This window comes from Pseudoalteromonas sp. P1-13-1a (genome assembly GCF_001401875.1).
Lineage (GTDB): Bacteria > Pseudomonadota > Gammaproteobacteria > Enterobacterales > Alteromonadaceae > Pseudoalteromonas.
In genome coordinates this window covers 1-218 of sequence record NZ_LKDV01000152.1, presented here as the reverse complement: position 1 = coordinate 218, position 218 = coordinate 1, and the positions used below count along the sequence as shown (strand labels likewise).

Annotated in this window: 1 protein-coding gene; it reads left to right on the top strand. The window is 44.0% G+C overall.

Going from position 1 to position 218, the window contains the following annotated elements:
- Positions 1–218: MFS transporter (locus tag AN391_RS20225; protein WP_152967926.1), on the top strand; the 218-nt coding region annotated here is incomplete at both ends.

Sequence of the window (218 nt, the reverse complement as noted above, 5' to 3'; positions counted from 1 at the left end):
ATGTGTATTGCTAATGGTTTGAGTGCATTAGCAACTTCACTAGAGCAGCTTGTTGTTTTTCGGTTTTTAAGTGGCTTACCTCACGGCGCCTATTTTGGCGCTGCTATTTTGCTTGCCTCCGATATTGCTCCTTCGGGTAAACGGGCAAGCTTTATGTCAAAAGTATTTATGGGCTTGACCATTGCAACCATTGTTGGCGTGCCTATTGTTACCTTGGT